This is a genomic window from Marinoscillum sp. HNIBRBA16962 (assembly GCF_057801515.1).
The window spans coordinates 1,684,643-1,702,818 of the sequence record NZ_CM173603.1 but is presented as its reverse complement, the minus strand read 5'-3'; the positions used below and the strand labels follow the sequence as shown (position 1 = coordinate 1,702,818).

General features: G+C 42.4%; 18 protein-coding genes. 8 read left to right on the top strand and 10 right to left on the bottom strand.

Annotated elements, in window-relative coordinates; all coding sequences use genetic code 11:
* Positions 1–2: 2 nt before the first annotated feature.
* Genes AC3E9V_RS07280 through AC3E9V_RS07265 form a run of 4 tightly spaced genes read right to left on the bottom strand, consistent with a single transcriptional unit; the run spans position 3 to position 3,624 of the window.
* A complete protein-coding gene (locus AC3E9V_RS07280; protein WP_488752534.1) occupies positions 3–1,151 on the bottom strand; it encodes a DUF4350 domain-containing protein in 1,149 nt (382 codons plus the stop codon).
* Positions 1,148–1,810, bottom strand: coding sequence for a hypothetical protein (locus AC3E9V_RS07275; RefSeq protein ID WP_488752533.1), 663 nt, complete (start codon positions 1,808–1,810; stop codon positions 1,148–1,150). Before AC3E9V_RS07275 ends, AC3E9V_RS07280 begins: the two co-directional genes overlap by 4 nt.
* The gene (locus AC3E9V_RS07270; protein ID WP_488752532.1) at positions 1,794–2,681 is read right to left on the bottom strand and encodes a DUF7847 domain-containing protein; all 888 of its coding nucleotides are present in this window, start codon (positions 2,679–2,681) and stop codon (positions 1,794–1,796) included. Before AC3E9V_RS07270 ends, AC3E9V_RS07275 begins: the two co-directional genes overlap by 17 nt.
* Positions 2,644–3,624, bottom strand: coding sequence for a stage II sporulation protein M (locus AC3E9V_RS07265; RefSeq protein ID WP_488752531.1), 981 nt, complete (start codon positions 3,622–3,624; stop codon positions 2,644–2,646). The genes AC3E9V_RS07270 and AC3E9V_RS07265 overlap by 38 nt, the downstream gene beginning before the upstream one ends.
* Positions 3,625–3,667: 43 nt before the next feature.
* Here AC3E9V_RS07265 and AC3E9V_RS07260 point away from each other — a divergent pair, with 43 nt between their 5' ends.
* Positions 3,668–4,357: an RDD family protein gene (locus AC3E9V_RS07260; RefSeq protein ID WP_488752530.1), complete on the top strand. Its 690-nt coding sequence runs from the start codon at positions 3,668–3,670 to the stop codon at positions 4,355–4,357.
* 97 nt (positions 4,358–4,454) lie between these two features.
* Here AC3E9V_RS07260 and AC3E9V_RS07255 read toward each other — a convergent pair whose 3' ends face one another.
* A complete protein-coding gene (locus tag AC3E9V_RS07255; protein ID WP_488752529.1) occupies positions 4,455–4,937 on the bottom strand; it encodes a PIN domain-containing protein in 483 nt (160 codons plus the stop codon).
* Positions 4,930–5,184 carry a UPF0175 family protein gene (locus AC3E9V_RS07250; protein ID WP_488752528.1) on the bottom strand — a complete coding sequence of 85 codons (255 nt, stop codon included), beginning with the start codon at positions 5,182–5,184 and terminating at the stop codon, positions 4,930–4,932. Before AC3E9V_RS07250 ends, AC3E9V_RS07255 begins: the two co-directional genes overlap by 8 nt.
* Positions 5,185–5,294: 110 nt before the next feature.
* Here AC3E9V_RS07250 and AC3E9V_RS07245 point away from each other — a divergent pair, with 110 nt between their 5' ends.
* Positions 5,295–5,519, top strand: a complete 225-nt coding sequence (locus AC3E9V_RS07245) for a nucleotidyltransferase domain-containing protein (protein ID WP_488752527.1) — start codon at positions 5,295–5,297, stop codon at positions 5,517–5,519.
* Between the two features lie 280 nt (positions 5,520–5,799).
* Here the strand turns inward: AC3E9V_RS07245 and hslV are convergent, their stop codons facing one another.
* Both hslV and AC3E9V_RS07235 read right to left on the bottom strand, forming a co-directional pair.
* Positions 5,800–6,342, bottom strand: coding sequence for an ATP-dependent protease subunit HslV (gene hslV, locus AC3E9V_RS07240; RefSeq protein WP_488752526.1), 543 nt, complete (start codon positions 6,340–6,342; stop codon positions 5,800–5,802).
* A 171-nt stretch (positions 6,343–6,513) separates the two neighbouring features.
* Positions 6,514–8,163 carry a pyruvate dehydrogenase complex dihydrolipoamide acetyltransferase gene (locus AC3E9V_RS07235; RefSeq protein WP_488752525.1) on the bottom strand — a complete coding sequence of 550 codons (1,650 nt, stop codon included), beginning with the start codon at positions 8,161–8,163 and terminating at the stop codon, positions 6,514–6,516.
* A 133-nt stretch (positions 8,164–8,296) separates the two neighbouring features.
* On the opposite strand from AC3E9V_RS07235, the gene AC3E9V_RS07230 reads away from it, so the two are divergent.
* From AC3E9V_RS07230 to AC3E9V_RS07205, 6 genes are all read left to right on the top strand, one after another.
* Positions 8,297–9,253 (top strand): YheT family hydrolase, encoded by a 957-nt coding sequence (locus tag AC3E9V_RS07230; RefSeq protein WP_488752524.1) that lies wholly within the window; start codon positions 8,297–8,299, stop codon positions 9,251–9,253.
* 47 nt (positions 9,254–9,300) lie between these two features.
* Positions 9,301–9,999 carry an SOS response-associated peptidase gene (locus AC3E9V_RS07225; RefSeq protein WP_488752523.1) on the top strand — a complete coding sequence of 233 codons (699 nt, stop codon included), beginning with the start codon at positions 9,301–9,303 and terminating at the stop codon, positions 9,997–9,999.
* A 78-nt stretch (positions 10,000–10,077) separates the two neighbouring features.
* Positions 10,078–11,601 (top strand): hypothetical protein, encoded by a 1,524-nt coding sequence (locus tag AC3E9V_RS07220; protein WP_488752522.1) that lies wholly within the window; start codon positions 10,078–10,080, stop codon positions 11,599–11,601.
* Positions 11,602–11,693: 92 nt separating this feature from the next.
* Positions 11,694–12,701, top strand: coding sequence for a 3-oxoacyl-ACP synthase III family protein (locus AC3E9V_RS07215; protein WP_488752521.1), 1,008 nt, complete (start codon positions 11,694–11,696; stop codon positions 12,699–12,701).
* Positions 12,701–13,288, top strand: coding sequence for a hypothetical protein (locus tag AC3E9V_RS07210; RefSeq protein WP_488752520.1), 588 nt, complete (start codon positions 12,701–12,703; stop codon positions 13,286–13,288). Before AC3E9V_RS07215 ends, AC3E9V_RS07210 begins: the two co-directional genes overlap by 1 nt.
* A gap of 1 nt (position 13,289) precedes the next feature.
* Entirely contained in the window at positions 13,290–14,606 is a 1,317-nt protein-coding gene (locus tag AC3E9V_RS07205; protein WP_488752519.1) for a toxin-antitoxin system YwqK family antitoxin, read from the top strand.
* Between the two features lie 142 nt (positions 14,607–14,748).
* Here AC3E9V_RS07205 and AC3E9V_RS07200 read toward each other — a convergent pair whose 3' ends face one another.
* A complete protein-coding gene (locus AC3E9V_RS07200; RefSeq protein ID WP_488752518.1) occupies positions 14,749–15,837 on the bottom strand; it encodes a glycoside hydrolase family 130 protein in 1,089 nt (362 codons plus the stop codon).
* Between the two features lie 162 nt (positions 15,838–15,999).
* Positions 16,000–18,162: a glutamine synthetase III family protein gene (locus AC3E9V_RS07195; protein ID WP_488752517.1), complete on the bottom strand. Its 2,163-nt coding sequence runs from the start codon at positions 18,160–18,162 to the stop codon at positions 16,000–16,002.
* Between the last annotated feature and the right edge of the window lie 14 nt (positions 18,163–18,176).

Below are 18,176 nucleotides of genomic sequence, written 5' to 3'. Positions count from 1 at the left end.
TTTTACATTACGTTAAATAAGGAAATTTTTTGATGTAAATCTTTTAGTGCCTCTTCCGAGATACGTTTACTATTTCTGATTTTTTGGATCAATTCAAAAGTCTCAATCACCTCCTCCACCTTAAGGCCCGTTTTAGCCGCCAGGATCCGGTAAGTCGACTCATTGTGAAAGGAAGACACATAATACCTTTCCGAAAGGGATTTTAGAAAATACTGGATCAGCTTCATTGCCGCTCCCTGATGTTTCCCTTCCCGGTGATAAAGCCCACCTATGGTCTTGATGTACTGAATGGTCGTATTTGTCTTTGGGTCAAGTAGTGGAATAACCCGTTGCTTTCGCTGGCTTTCAAAAATCAGCAAGATAAAAACAGCCAGCAAAGTAAGGTATAAGGCCCATTTCAGCGAATTTTGTGACAACAGATAGCGAAAAGGGGTTTTAGGTTCGGCACGACCTGATTCATAATAGCGGTTATAGGTAGCTTTGCCATCTGATAACAGGTTGAAAGTTTGTTCTGAAAACCGGAAATTATCCGCTTTCAAAATGCCATAGTTTGTATACGCTAAGGGAGTGGACGAAAGAATCAACCGTCCTGTTCCTATGGTTTTGCTAATTAATACAGGATCGGAAGTGCTTGCGTGAATCAACCAATCAGTGGTATCCGGTAGCTTAAAATGACTTCTGACCATAGAGACGGGATAATAGTACGAATGACCGGCAAAGCTGATCTTTGCAGAATCCTGCTGTAAAATATTGTACAGGCTTGGCACCCTTACATTGAGTTCTTTTTCCAGAGCCAGGGTATCCAGAAACCTTGCGGAAAAAAAGCCTGCCCCGATGAACACATCTCTTCCGCTTTCCACAATCTCGAAAATGGACCCTATATCTTCTCCGGAAGGTTCAAACTGATTGGCAAGTACAATGATCTGGTCAGTGGAATCCTCCAACTCATAAAAGGTCTGAAACGCAAGCTTCTTACCTCCATGAAAAAGATCCTCTAACCGGTCATAGAATATATAGCCACCAAAGGGATTCTTATCCAGGTGAGAAAAAGTAGGCGTCCAGTTCAAGGGCTTAGGTTTATACTGCTCCACCACCACATACCCCACAAAGAGGACTCCCAGAATGATGTAAAGTATACGCTCTTTCTTCATCCCACCAATTTTTTGGATACCTCCACACCTTGTAGATAAATCGTTTCATCCGCATCATATTCCCCGTACCAGGTCACTTCAAAAAGATCAGTTAACTCCTGAAAATCTTCTTTCTTTTCAGTGGGTATTTCAAGTAAGTAGTCATAAGGAGCCTTCCACTGTTTAATGGAAATAATGCCTTTCTCATTTAGCATGTTGAGGGATTTCAGAAAGAGGTACCTTATGGCTAGCTTATATTCCGAGTTATTTACGCTCTCCTTGATCATTTGATCATAATCTACAGAATGGTCTTCCGCAGATACGATTCCACCGGGAGCATAAGTCCCTGGCCCGCTGACGAATATAGGCCCATACCTGTTTCTGACGATGTAAATAACCAAACCAATAATGACCAGAATAATAAGTGCCCTAAAAACCCAGGGGAGCAACCATTCGATCCCACTACCCTGAAATAAGGAAAAAAACTTTTCTAAAACATACGCAATCAACAGGGTAAGTAGAGACCCTCCCTTCGCATACTCTTCTGAGTAGTCAAAATCAGGGTCATTTCTATATTCAGAAAGCTCTTCCTGATCAAAGGTTCGTTCCTCATACTGAGCTCCAAAACCCGGGAGAAATACCAATAATCCAAAAAGAAAAAAACTAACTAAGTTTCTCAAAGCCCTCTATTTGATTTCTGATCCCCGTTCCTTCTACACGTTCAGAGAGATTAAAATATTGAAATGATAAAGCGATCATAGGGATAAGATAGGTGGTATAAGATCCGATCAGCATTATAGCCATCCCTGCAGTCATATACCAGCTGGAAAAGATCTGCATCACAGCCTCCGGGTCAGCATTGGCCTCTGTAGCAGTGGAAAACAACTGAGTAAACATGGCAGCATACATAGGAATGGCAAATACATAGCTGACCATACTGGCGATCATTCCTGCCACAAATAATAGCCCGAATGTACTCCACCATTTCCCACGGATCAATTTAAATGATTTACTAAAAGCTCCCCCAACCCCTGCTTTATCTTCATACAGGTAAATGGGTACGGCAACGCTCAAAGCAATAGCAAGATAGAGCCCCGGAATAATGAGAAAAAATGTTCCGGCTATACACACCAGACTGATCAGAAGCATAAGGCCTAATAAACCCGGGACTTTAGGAAGAGCCACCCTCAGTACCTCCATTACTTCGGGAGGATTTTCCATGCCATCGCGCATTTTTATATAGCTATAAATACTGGAGAGCATAAAGGCATAGGTAACAAGACCAAGGATCATCATGATCAGGTAGTTTCCGCCCAGAGTGCTCATTGTACTTATCGCCTCCGCTTCGTTCATGTCAGGATTAGCACCCAGGGTAAAGAATATCCCGAAAATATTTGAGAATAATATGGAAACCAGGAGTCCGATCGGAGCTACGATCAAAAGGACTATTTTGATCAATGGCAGAAAATTATACCGGATGTATTCTATCGTAGCGTTGATCTTAGCTCCAAAATCACGCGTTTTGTAAAGTTCGATTTTCTTTTGACTCATTTTTACTTAGGTTAGGTAAGAGGATCAAATAAAAGATCACAATAAATAAAGAGACTAAAATAATAAAAAGCTTTACAGGGAGTGGCCATTCTGTGTGTCTGGTTATGAATGATTCCAGAAAACCGGCCACTATGAAAAACGGCACCAGACTTATCACAATCTTCAGGCCCCGTTTTGCAGCTTTCCTAAATGAATATGCCCTTGGGTAAGTCCCTGGAAAAAGGAGTCCGTTACCCATTATAAGCCCAGCTGCACCTGCTATTATAATAGCGGTAATCTCCAGGGTACCGTGTATCCAGATGGTTAAAATGGTCTCATCAAATAAACCATTCTGGAAAAAAAGGTAGTGAAAAGCTCCAAGCATAACTCCATTTCTAAAAAGGATAAAGCCAGTCCCCACAGAAAACACAATTCCGGCAGCAAAAGCCAGCAATGAAACACGTATATTGTTTATTGTGATTGCAAAGAACATAGATCCCTCTGACATGCTTTTGTACACTGCCATCGGATCATCATTTTTCATATTCTCCAGGGTCATATCCACATAAGCATCTCCCAGGATCAACCGGACAAATGTTTCATCATTTGCCGCAGATAATACACCGATCAACACGCCCACACAAAAAATAAGAAATGAATAGCCTAAATATTTGTACGATTTTCTAAGCTCCTCCGGCACCTCATAGCGCCAAAACCGGTAAAACCGGCTGCTTTTCTCCGGCTTGTTGCGGTAAATAATGTTGTGGACTTTTATGGTAAGCTCATTCAGGTAGCTGGTCAGGCCTGTATTCGGATAATTGGCTTGTGCGTAAGCCAGATCTTCGGTAAGGTGAACATAGATTGAAGCAACCTCATCTGCAGATAAATTGCTCAAATCAGCAAGTTTACCTTCAAATTCCTTCCATTTTGATTCGTTTATTTTGACAAAAAGCCCCTGCCGCATAATTTTTAATTAAGATTGCGTCAAAATAGTAAGGGTTGGAGTTATGACCAAATTTATTACAAATCAGAATATAGAAATTAATCTGGAGCTGGCAAGTTTGGGAGACCGGATACTGGCTTTCATTATAGACATACTCATCATCGGAAGCTACGCTTTTTTCATCAGCCTGGTGTTAGGGGCCATAGGAATTAATTCATCTGTTCTCATCATGCTCTTTTATTTGCCTCTCTTTTTTTACTCCCTGGCATTCGAAACCTTTAATCATGGTCAGTCGCCTGGTAAATCAGCTCGTGACATTAAAGTGGTAAAACTTGATGGGGGAGCACCAACAATTGGTAATTATCTCCTTCGGTGGATCTTCCGACCTCTCGATATCATTTTGTATGGAGCGGTAGCTATGCTGTGTATTATCATTACCAAAAATGGCCAGCGCCTTGGCGATTTAGCTGCCGGCACCACAGTGATCAAGCTCCGCAAATCCGCTCAACTGAAAGACATTGAGACCATCAAAAGAGAAGATGACTATACCATTCAATTTCCTCAAGTCAAAAGGCTTTCAGACAAGCAAATAGAGGTGATCAGAAAAACCCTTAAGGTAGGTCATGATGGATTTAATGACGCGGCTATTGCCGAACTGACAGAAAAGGTAAAGGAGGTCCTGCATGTAACTTCTGACCTCCCCAATATCAAATTCTTATATACGATAATCGCTGATTACGAGCATTTGGATTGAGGATTTAATGCTTGTGGTCATTCGCAGAGAATCTTGTAGAATAGTTCACCACTGGACCTATAAAAAACCTGGTAGACAAGGTTTATTTACAAGAGTATTATTTTTCTCCAACCATTATCAGAATTTCTCTGATCAGCTTTTCACTAATCCAAACTTCCTTATTGATAAGCTCATAAAGTAATGGCCGTAATTCTGTTACAAACCCTAATTTTTTTGCTTTTATCAATATTCCTATTGTACCTGTAACTTTTAAGCCAGCATGTTTCGCATGGAATCTACCAAGTTTCTCATCCAGAATTATTAAATCCGCATTTAATTCGGTAGCCAGCACTATTGCTTCAGCTTCCCCGGAATCCAAATCAAGAAAATACCTGACAGCTTGCTTGTCGTGGATTTCAATAATATTAAACCACTCGACTTTTGATAAGTCTTGATAATACTCTTTATTTTTTCCTGCCTCAATTTCCTGAAAAACCGCTTTCGGTATAGAAACTTCCGAATAAAGCTCCTTAAGAACATCAAGTTTTGACAATTTAAGTAAAGAAATGATCGGAGTAGTATTTGAAACTACTTTAAGCATTAGCTATATCTTCTCTTAAATCATCAAAGTCATATTCGCCTAGCACTGACACTTTATACTTTGCGAGTAATTCCAAAAACTCCACTCTGGATAAACCCAAAACCTTTGCTGCGGTACCAGATGAGACCTTTCCTAACTCAAAAAGTTTGACCAGTGAACTTGCTTTCATTTCGTATTCAAATTCTTTACCTCGCAACCGTAAAGAATTAGCCAAAGATTCCGGGTACTCCACTTTTATCATATTCATATCATTCTTTACTTACTAAATAAAGATAGTGAAATCTCTAATTGTTTAAATAAAAAGCTCTTTACTTAATGATAATATCCTCTGAAATGATAAACGGTTATCTTTACAGTATGAGGTTATCACGTCAAAAAGCAGACAAAGTAAAGCGTATAGCCAAAACTATTTTTGGGAAAAGGACAGAAACATATCTATTTGGGTCAAGGATAACAGATGATTCCAAAGGTGGTGACATAGATCTTCTTATTCGATCAGAATACAGAGAGAATCTGTTACAGAAAAAACTTTCTTTCATTGCACGAGTGAAAAAGGAAATGGGGATCAAAAAATTGATGTGATCATCAGATCATTTTCGGTACCTGAATCAAATGATATCATATATCAGGATGCACTGAACGGAATAAGACTTTAGGATGAATCGATCTCTAAACAGATACCAACAAGCCAAAAAAGAATGTGAATTACATCTCTTTCATTTAAAACATGCGTTAGATCGATCAGCGACACTATTCCCCATAAAGACTGAACAAATTCAAAATGTCAGTATCTCAAAAAAGTATTTGAAGCTATCACAGAATTTATAGACAACAAGGTGAGCTGAATTTCGAAAAGGTCAAATCAAAGCGTCTCCACCACCAGATTGTGATTGGTGTAGATGCAGATGTCTGCTGCAATATTTAAGCTTTCTCGCACCATCTCCTCAGCAGTGAGATCAGTAGCATGGCGCTTCATGCCCATAGCAGCGGCACGAGCATACATACTTCCCGAACCAATAGAAGCAATATCATCGTCCGGCTCCAGTACATCTCCTGTTCCCGAAATGACCAGAATCTCATTCTTATCTGCGATGATCATCATCGCCTCCAGTCTCCTCAGATACCGGTCAGTCCTCCAGTCTTTAGCCAGCTCTACGGCCGCCCGTTTCATATTTCCCGTGTAGGTAGCCAGCTTTTCATCAAGTCTTTCCAGCAATGTAAAAGCATCCGCAGTAGATCCCGCAAAGCCGGTAACGATCTTACCCTCCTGCAACTTCCTGATTTTTTTCACATTACTCTTGGCAACCGTATTACCCATCGTAGCCTGGCCATCAGCTCCTATAGCTATCTTTCCATTGTGCTTTACTGCTAATACGGTAGTCGATCTTATTTTCTCTTGGGCCATATTATTTAATTTAAAAAAGCAAAAGCCGTCAAAAGTCTCGCCAAAGTAGCCAGATTGAGCAAAATTGAAACAAATTCAACTAAAATGCCGACATTTCGACAGGCTCTAACTGACAAATCTTGCAAGTTCCACTTTTAACGGCTTTTGTATATTAAATCTATACTTTGAACCTTAAATCAGGATTCGTATCGGATCTTCAAGCAACTTCTTCAAAGTAACCAGGAAGGCAGCGCCTACAGCACCATCTACGGCTCTGTGGTCACAAGACAAAGTAACCTTCATTACATTGCCCGGGCGCATCTCACCGTTTTCAACGACCACAGTTTCCTTAATACCCCCCACGGCCAGGATACAGGCATCCGGAGGATTGATAATTCCGGTAAACTCTTCTACTCCAAACATTCCCAGATTTGATACTGTAAAGGTGTTTCCGGAATAATCATCCGGAGTAAGCTTCTTCTCTTTGGCTTTTTTACCGTACTCTTTTATTTCAGCAGAGATGTGAGAGAGTGACTTGTTATCAGCAAACCTCACTACCGGCACGATCAGACCTTCAGGAAGTGCCATAGCAATTCCAATATGAATATGTGAATGCTTCTTCATCACATCTCCCTGCCAGCTCACATTCACATCAGGGTGCTGTCTCAGAGCTGCAGCCACTGCTTTCACTACGATATCGTTGAAAGAGATCTTAACAGGTGACATTTCATTAAGGCCTTTCCGCGCCTCAATGGCTTTGTCCATGTTGATCTCCATGGTCACGTAGAAATGTGGAGCTGTATACTTGGACTCTGAAAGCCGCTTGGCAATGGTTTTACGCATTTGAGTAACCTTGATGTCCTCAGAATGCTCTTCGCCAACTACCCGTGGGATACTGATAGCCTGACCACCTTCGGCAGCAGGAGCTTCCTGTTTGGCAGCCTGAGAAGGAGTGAAATTCTCCACATCACGCTTCACGATCCTTCCTCCATCACCTGAGCCAGGAATCTGGGCTATGTCAAAACCTTTTTCTTCAGCTAGTTTCTTTGCCAGCGGAGATGCTTTTACCCTTCCATTGCTTGTTGAAGTATCAGATGTCACTTTTGGTGCTGAAGATGCGGCGGAAGTTTCCTGCTTTGCCTCCTCTTTCTTTGGTTCTTCCTTTTTCTCTTCTTTCTTTTCTTCGGACTTTCCTGATGACTGATGTGCCTTCAGCAAGGTTTTCCAATCAGCCCCTTCTTCACCGAGGATCGCAATAACACCATCGATGGGCACGGAACCACCCGCCTCCACCGCGATGTGAAGCAAAGTACCATCTTCGTAAGCCTCCAGCTCCATGGTGGCTTTATCTGTTTCCACCTCAGCCAAAATGTCACCGGATTCTACTTTATCTCCTTCTTTTTTCTGCCAGGAAGCAATCACTCCCTCCTCCATGGTATCACTCATCTTCGGCATAGTGATCACCGAAGCATTAATATTAGATGTATCAATATCTTCTGCAGAGCCGTTATCACTTCCTGATGATGGTTCTTCTTTTTCATCAGCTTCTCCTCCTCCTGCTCCTTCATTCTCTATTTCTTTTAGAAGATCAGAAATATCCTCGCCTTTTTCTCCAATGATAGCAATAACGCCATCTACCGGTACGGAATCCTGCTCCTTCACTCCTATATGCAACAAGACACCATCCTGATAGGATTCAAGCTCCATCGTAGCCTTATCTGTTTCTACTTCTGCCAGGACGTCACCTGAACTTACTTCATCACCTTCTTTTTTGATCCAAGATGCGATCACACCTTCTTCCATGGTGTCACTCATCTTTGGCATTCTGATTACTTCCGCCATTTTATATGCATTAATGAAATTTTCAACAAACGAATTCAAAGTTAAACCATGTCGGATTTTCTCCAACATATAATGAGGCATTAATTTGGTAATTATATTAATTCGCAATTAAAGAAATTGTTCTCACACTAAAATGCCTGCTATTCACAACACAATCTATCGAAGGCCCCTGGGGTTTTTGTCGGGTCACTGGGAAACGATATATCCGGCCCTTTTTCGGACCATCATTGACCTGGACTCTCCCAAAAGACAGCGAATAGACACTCCTGATGGAGACTTCCTGGATCTGGACTGGTGGAAACAAGGCAGTGACAAACTCCTGGTTCTGCAGCACGGACTGGAGGGTAGCTCTGACAGGCCCTATATGCTGGGTATGGTCCGCCAGTTTTTTAAAAACGGTTACGATGTGCTGGCCTGGAACTACCGGGGCTGTAGTGGTGAAATGAATCGTACGGCCAGGTTTTATCATAGTGGTGCTACAGAGGATCTGGACCTGATAATAAATGAGGCTGCCTCAGGTTATCCACAGATCTACCTGATAGGTTTTAGTCTGGGGGGAAACCTGACACTCAAATACCTGGGCGAAGCAGATCGTTCGGCAAAGATCAAAAAAGCAGTGGTCATTTCTGTACCACTGGACCTGGATGCCGGATCGGGTAACCTCATGAAACTGAAAAACTTTGTGTATGAAAGGCGTTTTCTGACCAACCTGAAGACAAAGATCCGAATGAAGGCTCAAAAGATGCCGGATAAGATCAATACCCAATATTTAAATCTGGTAAAGTCAATCCGCGATTTTGACGAATATTATACCGCTCCGCTTCATGGGTTTAAAGATGCCAATGACTACTATTCCAAATGCAGCAGCAAGTTTTTTCTCAGTGAGATTAAAGTCCCGACATTGATACTCAATGCCTTAAATGATCCACTACTCACAAAAGAGAGTCATGATCACAGATTGACAGAAGACCTAAAGCTGGTTCGAATGGAAACGACCGCCCATGGAGGTCATGTAGGTTTCATTGAAAGAAATAACTCTGGTATTTACTGGTCCGAAAAGCGTGCCCTGGATTTTTGCGAGAGTGACTAATTTAAATGCTGTGATTCTCCATTCGCTTTGGTAACTTTCCGTTTATCGTGTACGATCGTTATACCATATCCGCTGACAAAAAGACGCTGGAGCAGGCGTTTAAAGTAAGCATACCTAAAGGTTTTGAGCCATGCTATAATGCAGCTCCTACCAAAGCACTCCCGGTCATTACCTCAAACCATCCGGAAGAGGCTCAGCTGTTTCAGTGGGGATTTATAAGTAATCTCTCTAACAATAAATCCGTTAGCCAGAAACTGTTTAATCTACCAGTTGCTAACGCTTTTGAACGGCCAACATACAGAAGATCGCTGGAGAATAACCGATGTGTTATTCTCGCTGATGGTTTTTTTGCCTGGAAGCAGGTGAGCAAAAAGCAGCGGGTACCCAACTATTTTTACTTCAAAAACCGGGCACCATTCGGTATTGCAGGCATATGGGAAGAGTCTGAGGATATCGAAGGTAATATCTCCCAGTCGTTTAATATGCTCACAGTCAGAGCAGGCTCTACCCTCGAGAGCTATCAGGAAGACATGCCTATGATCTTAGATGAGAGCTCAATGAAAATTTGGCTTGATGAGAAACAAGAAATTGACAAACTAAAATCATTACCTGATAAGGTCAGCTCCAGTAGTCTCCTGACCCACCCGGTAAGTCCGCTAATCAGCGATCCTGAAAAGGACAGTGAAGACCTGATAAAGCCCAGCACACCTTCGGACCAGTTTGGCAACTATACTCTTTTCAACTAACTGTTTAATTTAAAAAACAGCTATTAATACTTAGCAAGAATTAATTTTTAAATAAATTGAGGAGAAATTTGTTTGAAGATGAATAGCCACATTTTTCGACTTCTCTTGTCCTCAACTCTATTACTAATTTCTGTTGCGTTGTGTGCCCAGAAGGAGGCCAGACTATACGACAAAGCAGAAGAGCAGTTTTCGGCTCATCGCTATGATAATGCGCTAAAACTGTACAAAGAGGCTTCCGCCGAAAACCCCCGTTTTGAAGATGTAGAATACAAACTTGAGATCTGCTTACTGCTTACATCCGCCGGTGACGACAGGTCTATCGATCGGTTTTTAAGCTTCGAAAACACCTATGGCCGCAGTGACGACCACTATTTTTATTGGCTCGGTAAAATCTTCACCCGAAGGTATATGATTGAAGAGGCTACAAAAGCTTTTGAACGATTCCAGCAAAATGCTACCTACTCAGGTAGCTCCAATGAAGAGTCAACCCAGGACCTGATTGCTCACAGCCTGAGACTGAAGGAATACTTTGAAAACCCGGATAACTATGAAATTCATCAGCTCCCAACTCCAATCAACTCTGATTCTGCGGAGCTGAGTCCTGTCTTTTTCGAAGGAAATGACGAATTGTTATTTGCTTCTAACAGGTCTGGTTCCGGAGAAAAACCATTCAAAGTTTATTATACAACCAAAAATGGAAATAACTGGGGCGCATTGAAAGAAGTAGCTTCTCTAGGTACTTTCACCAGGACCAATGCCAATATGGAAGTGGTCAATGAAGATGGTAAACTGTTTATATTCAGGGAAGAAAATGGGGGTGACCTTTTCTATAGCGAACCAAACGGGTCAGGAGGATGGACAGAACCTGTAGAGTTTGACGCGAAAGTATCTAATAATCATATTGCTTCGCATTTTTTCATTAACGAGCATGAAGACCGGATCATTTTCGCCTCGGATGAAAATGAAAACGGGCTGGACATCTACGAATCTTTCAAAGATCCTGATAATGGCAAATGGAGTAAGCCTGCTCCCTTCTATTCTTCTGTAAATTCCGCTTATAATGAAGACAGTCCTTATTTATCTTCTGATGAAAATAAGCTTTACTTCTGCTCTGACCGACCTGGCGGTGTAGGTGGTTACGATGTATATGTTTCTGAGTTTGATCCTGACAGCTTTACCTGGTCAGACCCCATGAACTTAGGCTGGCCCATCAACTCCCCGGACGATGAGTTCCATTTCAAAATGAATGAAGATCAAAAATCCGGTTACTTCGTTTCTAAAAGATTACACACCACTGGTAATTTTGATATCTATTCTTTCTGGGAAGTAGAAAAAGTCAAAGTAGAAGGACGGATTTTTGATCAAAGTGCACAGGGGCCTTTAGCAAATGCTGAAATCCGATTTCACCCTTCCCAGTACCTGGATGAATACTTCAAATCAACAATTGACCAAACAGGACGCTATACTGCCCAGATTATAGCAAACGAAACTTTCAAAGTAGAAATTCTTCAAAATGGAGTTGTGATATACGAAGAAGAATTCGAAATCCACGATACGGATGGTACTCAAACTACCCACATCAAGGATTTCACGGTTAACTAGGCCATACGGGGTCTAATTAAAAAAAGGTTCTTGGTATATTGCTATTTCCCCCTATTTTTGGTTAAGTATCATTTACCCCAAAAATAAACAGCATGTATACGTCAAAAATAACAGGCATTGGTCATTACGTCCCGGATAACATAGTTACAAACAAAGATCTGGAGAAGTACATGGACACCAGTGACGAGTGGATCCAGGAACGGACCGGGATCAGAGAAAGGAGATGGATTGATCCCAAAACAGATGATATGCCTTCTACTATGGGCACCAAGGCGGCCCGGATAGCTATCAAAAATGCAGGTCTGACCCCTGAGGATATCGATTTTATTGTTTTCGCCACGTTGAGTCCTGACTACTATTTTCCGGGTCCCGGAGTACAGGTCCAGGACCTGCTCGGGATACCAGAAATTGGCGCACTGGATGTTCGCAACCAATGCAGTGGATTTGTATACGGACTTTCAGTGGCGGATCAGTTTGTCAAAACGGGGATGTACAAAAACATACTTGTCATCGGCAGTGAATACCATTCCGGAGGACTGGAAAAAACCAACAGGGGCCGGGGAGTAACAGTTATTTTTGGGGATGGAGCCGGTGCAGTGGTAGTCAGTCAGTCTGAGGAAAAAAATAAGGGAATCCTCTCCACCCACCTTCACTCTGAAGGTAAATACGCCAGGGAATTAGCGCTGATCAGCCCTGCAACTAACCGGTGGGTAGATAAAATCATGAGTGAAAATGACCCGGATGATACAAGCTATTACCCCTATATGAATGGAAACTTCGTTTTTAAACATGCCGTAACTCGCTTCCAGGAAGTCATTCATGAAGCTCTCCAGGCAAATGGGTGCAAACCTGAAGACATCAATATGCTGATACCCCACCAGGCCAACCTGAGGATCAGCCAGTTTATACAATCCCGGATGGGCCTGAGTGATGACAGGGTTTATAACAACATCATGCGATATGGGAATACTACCGCAGCTTCCATACCCATCGCACTAAGCGAAGCTCACATGGAAGGAAAAATAAAAGAAGGAGACCTTGTTTGCCTGGCAGCATTTGGAAGTGGATTTACCTGGGCTTCTGCATTAATCAGATGGTGATGTCATTAAGTGATGAGGAGCTTTCCGTTTTAAAAGACAGGCAGTTTTTACGACAAAAACACCTGCTCACACAAAAAGTAATAGCGTATTTTTCAGCTATAGAACGAGCCCTTCATGCAGAGGTAGACGCTATGGACTTTACCTTTCCGAAAGGCACTTTCTTAAAGGCAGGAAAAATATCCAAGGGAGAGCAGTATAAGCTTCTCCCATATTTTATTTTAGATTACCCAAGGCTTTTTACCCAGAAGGAAATATTTGCCTATCGCACCATGCTATGGTGGGGACACGAATTATCCTGTACTTTGCAGCTTTCAGGGCCTGTGCTGAAAGCTAACCAGACTAAGCTTATACAAAACATTTTTAAGGATAAAGACGTCTATTTTTGTGTAAACTCACAACCATGGGATTACTATTTTGAAGAAGATAATTATCAACAGGTAGGTAATCTGACTGAAGAAAAAATGAGCGAACATATCCGGAAAAACGAGTTTATCAAAATCTCAGATTGTATTCCCATAAGTGAATGGGACCAGTATAAATCCTTTTCACTGAAAACTTTTGCCCGGTTTTTGCAGTACTTCTATTGATATGCAAAAGTATTTCCTAACCACAGTCCTTTTATCCATATTAACCTCCCAAATAATAGCTCAGGATATCACCCCGGATCAGGTGATATTTGATACGGATACCTTACCTGACGGACGCTACAAATCCACTTATGACAATGGCCAAAAGGCCTTTGAGGGGGCGATGATTGACGGGAACAAACAAGGCCTGTGGAAGTACTACCATGAAAACGGTAACCTGAAAGAAATCATCACATATGAAAATGGTGAGCTGAATGGAGTTCGTGGAAAATTTGATGAATCAGGTATGCTCATCAATGAAAGTTTTTACGAGGATGGTATACTAAACGGTACATATAAGGAATACTATGAAAATGGCGCACTTGCACTCTATGGTCATTATAAGGGTGGATTAAAGGATAGCACATGGGTTGAGTACTTTCCGGACGGTAATGTACATTTTGTCAAAAGGTACGAAAAAGATCTGGCCAATGGTGAGTGGACTTACTACTTTTCCTTTGGCAGAAAAGAAGCTGTAGAATATTATAAAAATGGTGTAGAAACAGGTACATGGTACATCTACTACCCCAACAAAGAAATCAAGAAGAAATTCAGCTTTAAAAATGGACTGCTTGACGGGCCATACCTGGAGTATTTTGAGGATGGGACTAAAAGTGTAGAAGGCTCCTACAAGCAAGGTTTGAAATCCGGAAAATGGCTCAGCTTTTTTGAAAACGGGCGTTTGTATGCTATAGGAGACTATAAAAATGACATGAAAACCGGCCTTTGGAAGTATTTTAAAGAGACCGGACCACTTGATTTTGAGGGTCAGTACAGAAATGATCTCCGGGAAGACCAGTGGATCTTTTATTATGAATCAGGTGAACCTGAAATGATAGGCAGCTATCTCCATGATGAGAAAGACGGTTTGTGGGGGCTTTTTTATGAAAATGAACAACTTAAACAAGAACAAAACTGGATAAATGGAAAACTGATGGAAGTCAGCCCCTTCTATTCGATCCAGGGTGAAGAGCTTGAAACCGGGTCTTTCAAGAACGGAAATGGCAACTTATTCTCGTACTATAGAGATGGCACCATTGAGTCAGAGGTAAATTACCTAAACGGTGTCCCTCACGGATCGGCAAAGTTTTATTATGAAGACGGCACACTTAAAGAAAGTGGAAAGTATCAGAATGGTCTGAAAAATGGGGAATGGATCATTAATCATGATAATGGCCGAATAGCCGAGCTGCAGATTTACAGCCTGGGTGAACCAACCGGGATATGGAGGTTTTATAACCGACGCGGAAAACTCACAAGAACACTCAATCAAAATTAGTCTTCGTAAACACTAAACACAATGTGAGCTTGGCATAAAAATTTTGGATTGAATGATATGTCTTGATGATTTCCATGGGTCTCATCCTGGGGATAAAATGGTTAGCTACCTTCTACAGGTTCCTTCAAATGGAAAGACTGGATCAGTGGGTATCAGCTTCCGAAACTGCAACGGCTATTTTAGAATCTGCTGTTCCATAATACAGGAACCATTTCCCTTTATATGAACTCAAACCTTCAATAAAGCAGACATTGTTTACCTGTCCGGTAACCTCGTAAGATTCCGTAGGGTAAATAAAATAAGCAGCCGACCTGTCTACCAACTTTGATGGATCCGTTAAATCAAAAAGTGCCTGACCAGCTGCATAGGTTCCGTTGGGGAGGCTCTTATCTCCTGTGGCTTCTTTGTTTCTGCTATTATATAACAATACGATCCCTGCATTCGTCAGCATGGCAGGAGGACCCGGCTCCACCAGGTCGCTATCGAAAAATCCCTTCCTGGGCGACAAAACCTTTTTCCAGTTACCGTCATCATCCTTCAGAGGCTCCCATGCGATCAGGTCTTTTGACGTGGCTAAAAACAGGTCAGTATCTCCAAAATACATCCAGTAAACGCCGTTGATCTTTTCTGCAACAAGCCTATCTCCATCCTTCCTGGCCACAATAGAACCGGACTTTGACCAGCTGTCAACATCATTCTTTTCTTTAAAAACAGAACCGTACTTTGTCCAGTTTCTCAGGTCTTCGGAGGAAGCAATAAGGAGCCGGGCGATGTTTCCGTCATATGCTGTGTAGGTCATAAAATACCTTCCATCTTCCCGCTCTACTATTCTGGGATCTTCTGCTCCACCTTCCCACTCAAATAGTTTAAAAGAATCCTCTTCCGGGTAAAAAACAGGAGTATCCAGCCGCTGAAATGACAAACCATCCAGCGAGTAGGCCAAACCTATTCTGGAAGTTCCATTATATTTTCCTATGAAGTCCTCTGCACGATACAGCAAAAAGAGCGTATCATCTTTAACAACTGAGGCCGGGTTGAACACATCTTTACCCTCCCACCTGACTACATTCCCGGAAATGGGATCGGTAAAACGGGAGCTGGTGTCGGCCACCAAAACCGGGTTGACCTCATTTTGTTTTTGGAACCCAAGCAGTTGCCATTCTTTGGGTTGCGGTTTTGTGCAACTAACGAAAAAAGGTAAAAATGCTACCCATAAAATACTTCTCTTCATTTTCAGGTTTCTGTTTTACCCTGACAAAACCTTCTTTTCAAAGAAAGTTTTCGTCATCTGGAGTTAAAAGGGATAATTTATGCATAAAATTGAATTCCAACCGAATACTCCGAAGTAATAAGTCAGTTGCACTACAGATTCACCAACAAAACCGCAAGCCAATTACTTAAGGAAGAGTAATTCCCGGTATTTTACGAGTGGCCAATCCTCATCATCCACAAACAGCTCCAGCTTATCCGCAGCATACCTAATCGCTTCGAAATACTTCTCTTTCACATCGTCGCAATAAGCAATCGCTTTTTCGCGGCTGTCTGTTATTTTATTGACTCGTTTTCGCTCTTCGATCATGTCATGCACCAGCTTCCTCAGGTTGCTGATATGTTTGGATATCTCTTCGATCGTTTTTACAATCTCCGATGGGTCAATACCCAGCTCCTTAAGCCCGTTTGCGTTTTTGAGCAGCTTATTTTGATAAGCTATGGAAGTAGGGATAATGTGATTATGTGCCAGGTCTCCCATCACTCTGGACTCGATCTGGACCTTCATGATGTAATTTTCAAGCATGATCTCCTGACGAGCTTCTACCTCCACCCTGGTGAGTACCTTATGTTTTTCGAAAACTTTCAGCGACTTTTCCGTAAGCAAAAAGTCAAGCGCTCGTGGAGTATCCCGTACATTGGATAATTTTCGTTTTTGAGCCTCCTTTGCCCACTCTTCAGAATATCCATCTCCTTCGAATCGAATCTTTTTTGAAGATTTAATGTACTCTCTGAGGATATCAATAGTAGCCAGTCTGCGATCCTCTCCCTTATCGATGAGCTTATTCACCTTTTTGTAAAAATCAGTCAGCTGATCCGCCACTATGAGGTTTAGCACCGTCATCGGGTTGGACACATTAGCATCACTACCCACAGCACGAAACTCAAACTTATTGCCCGTAAAGGCAAAGGGAGAAGTCCGGTTTCTATCCGTATTATCCAAAATGATCTCCGGTATCTGATCGATACCAAGTTTCATGTACAGGTTATCTCCTTTATGAATTTTGACGTTTCCATTCTGCTCCAGCTCATCCAGTACTTTTGAAAGTGTAGAACCCAGGAAAACCGAGATTATTGCGGGGGGCGCTTCGTTAGCTCCCAGCCTAAAATCATTGCCAGCCGAGGCTATACTCGCCCTCAGCAGATCCGCATGTTCGTACACAGCCTTAATCGTAGTGACCAGAAAGATCAAGAAAATCAGATTGTCGCGAGCGCTGTTGGTGGGCTGAAAGAGGTTAACCCCAGTATCCGTAATGAGTGACCAGTTATTGTGCTTGCCACTTCCATTTAGATCTGCGAACGGTTTTTCATGAAAAAGTACCTTCAGCTTATGCCGTTCAGCTACCCTGGTCATCAGGTCTTTAAGCAGCTGGTTCTGATCCGTAGCTACATTTACGGGGCCAAACATAGGAGCTACTTCATATTGACCGGGCGCCACCTCATTATGACGAGTTCTGAGCGGAATACCCAGCTGATGCGCTTCAATCTCAAAATCCCGCATATAATCATAGACTCTCCCGGGTATGGACCCAAAATAATGGTCATCCAGTTGCTGACCCCTGGCCGGATTGTGACCAAATACCGTACGTCCGCCTAGTACCAGGTCTGGTCGGGCATCAAACAACGCCTTATCTACTACAAAATACTCCTGCTCCCATCCCAGTGAGGCATTTACCTTGCTGATATTTCTATCAAATAGCCTGCACACTTTGGTGGCCGCTTTATCCACGGCATCCAATGCCTTCAGCAGAGGGGCTTTATAGTCCAGCGCTTCACCTGTAAATGCCACAAAAATGGTTGGGATACAAAGGGTGCTCCCGTAAATAAAAATTGGTGAAGAGGGGTCCCATGCGGTATACCCCCGAGCCTCAAAAGTGCTTCGTATTCCGCCACTTGGGAAAGAAGATGCATCGGGTTCCTGCTGTACCAGTTCCCCCCCTTTGAGCTGCTCGATCTCCATGATCGGATCAAAAAACGCATCATGTTTCTCGGCTGTGGCGCCAGTAAGGGGCTGAAACCAATGGGTATAGTGTGTCACACCCTTTTCCATAGCCCACACGCGTACTGCAGCAGCCACAGCGTCAGCCGTTTCAGGATCAATTCGCTTTCTGTTGGCAATGGCATGCTCCACTTTTTTAAAAACTTCCGGGGAAAGTGAAGACCTCATTTGCCTAAAGCCGAAAGCCAACTCTCCGAAATAATCTGAGATTTTCTTCCCGGGAGTTTTTACTTCTACTTTTTGTCTGGTTTCTACTAAATTGAGGGCGCTGAATCGTAAATGTGCCATGAGAGCATTTTATG